The organism is Cobetia sp., assembly GCF_983723665.1.
In genome coordinates, this window is the sequence record NZ_CFDJES010000077.1 from 12,735 (window position 1) to 14,273 (window position 1,539).

Annotated in this window: 2 protein-coding genes; both read left to right on the forward strand. The window is 64.7% G+C overall.

The features are described from left to right. The coding region (gene rdgC, locus AC4FAH_RS09330) for a recombination-associated protein RdgC (RefSeq protein ID WP_490245942.1) at positions 1-207 on the forward strand (207 nt) is incomplete at its 5' end. A gap of 62 nt (positions 208-269) precedes the next feature. After that, the gene (locus AC4FAH_RS09335) at positions 270-1,538 is read left to right on the forward strand and encodes a 1-acyl-sn-glycerol-3-phosphate acyltransferase (RefSeq protein ID WP_052384259.1); all 1,269 of its coding nucleotides are present in this window, start codon (positions 270-272) and stop codon (positions 1,536-1,538) included. Position 1,539: the final 1 nt, after the last annotated feature.

Sequence of the window (1,539 nt, forward strand, 5' to 3'; positions counted from 1 at the left end):
CGCGTCGCGCTGGTGCTCGGTGAGGACATGGCGCTCAAGAGCCTCAAGTTCGCCGATGCCGTGGTCGATGAAGCCAACGCCCAGGATGACGGCGAAGACCCCATCCTGCGTCTGGAGACCGACTTCGCGCTGATGGCCCAGGTGCTGTCCGGCGTGATCGAGCAGATGACCGCCTGGCTGGGTGGTGAAGCCCAGCCCGCCAGCTGAGCCTTGGGCCCGCTGCCGACCTTCTCTTTTTTCAGAATGACAAACCCGGATGACGTGCGTCGATGACTGACACTGCAACACCCAAGCCTGCCACGACCAGCGAACAGGACCCGTTCGCCGATATTCGCCCCTACCACGACGACGAGGTAGCGGAGGTGCTGGTACGCCTGGAGCAGGACCGCGAGCTGCTCGACACCCTGACTCGCTTCCGCCTGCCGGGCCTGACCCAGCGTTTCCCGTGGCTGGCACGCCAGATCGCGCGCCTGGCCATCAAGCGCGAGATGATTGGCGTCAAGGATGTTGCCAGTTTCCAGAGCCGCATCGCCGTCTACATGGCGCGCATGATCCACACCACCACCACCAGCTTCGAGACGGTGGGGCTGGAGCGCCTGTCCCCGGACACGCCGTATCTGTTCCTGTCCAACCATCGCGATATCTCGCTGGACCCGGCCTTCGTCAACTACGCCCTCTATCGTCACGGGCGTGACACGGTGCGCATCGCCATCGGTGACAACCTGCTGCAGAAACCCTTCGTCACCGACCTGATGCGCCTCAACAAGAGCTTCATCGTGCCGCGCTCCGCCAAGGGCAAGCGCGCGATGCTGGCCGCCTACCAGTCGCTGTCGGGCTATATCCGCCACTCGCTGACCCACGACCAGCACTCCATCTGGCTGGCCCAGCGTGAAGGGCGCGCCAAGGATGGCCGTGATGGCACCGAGAGTGCCATCATCAAGATGCTGACCATGGCGGCGCGCACCGCCGACAAGACGCGTCCGTTCAGCGAGGCGGTCAGCGAGCTCAACATCGTGCCGGTGTCGATCAGCTACGAGTTCGACCCCTGTGACCTGCAGAAAGCGCGTGAGCTGGCGGCCGTCGCCAATGAAGGCCGTTACGAGAAGGTGCAGTACGAGGACATCAAGTCCATCGCGGCGGGTATCAGCGGCCACAAGGGGCGCGTCAAGCTGGTGTTCGGCGAGCCGCTCAAGGGCGACTTCGAGACCCCGGAAGACGTGGTGAAGGAAGTCGACCGCCAAGTGCTGGCCTACTACACCCTCTACCCGAGCCATCAGCTGGCACTCGAGAAGCTGGCCGCCAGCCGCCCGCAGCTGCGTGAGGAGCCGCGCCTGGCCTCGGCGCTGGATGTCTCGGCCATCAGCGGTGCCGAGCGCGCCACCTTCGAGAACCGCCTCGCAGAGGTGCCCGCAGAGCTCAAGGACTGGTGGCTGGTGCAATACGCCAACCCGATCCTCAATCGCGAAGGGCTCTCCATCGATCTCGATGAGAAGCTCGATGCCGCCGAGGCGACGGACGGCGAGAAGGTCGCGCAGTAAG

Bases quoted from the DNA above. Each gene is read 5' to 3' on its own strand.
- AC4FAH_RS09335 (WP_052384259.1), top strand. From the start codon at position 270: ATGACTGACACTGCAACACCCAAGCCTGCCACGACCAGCGAACAGGAC.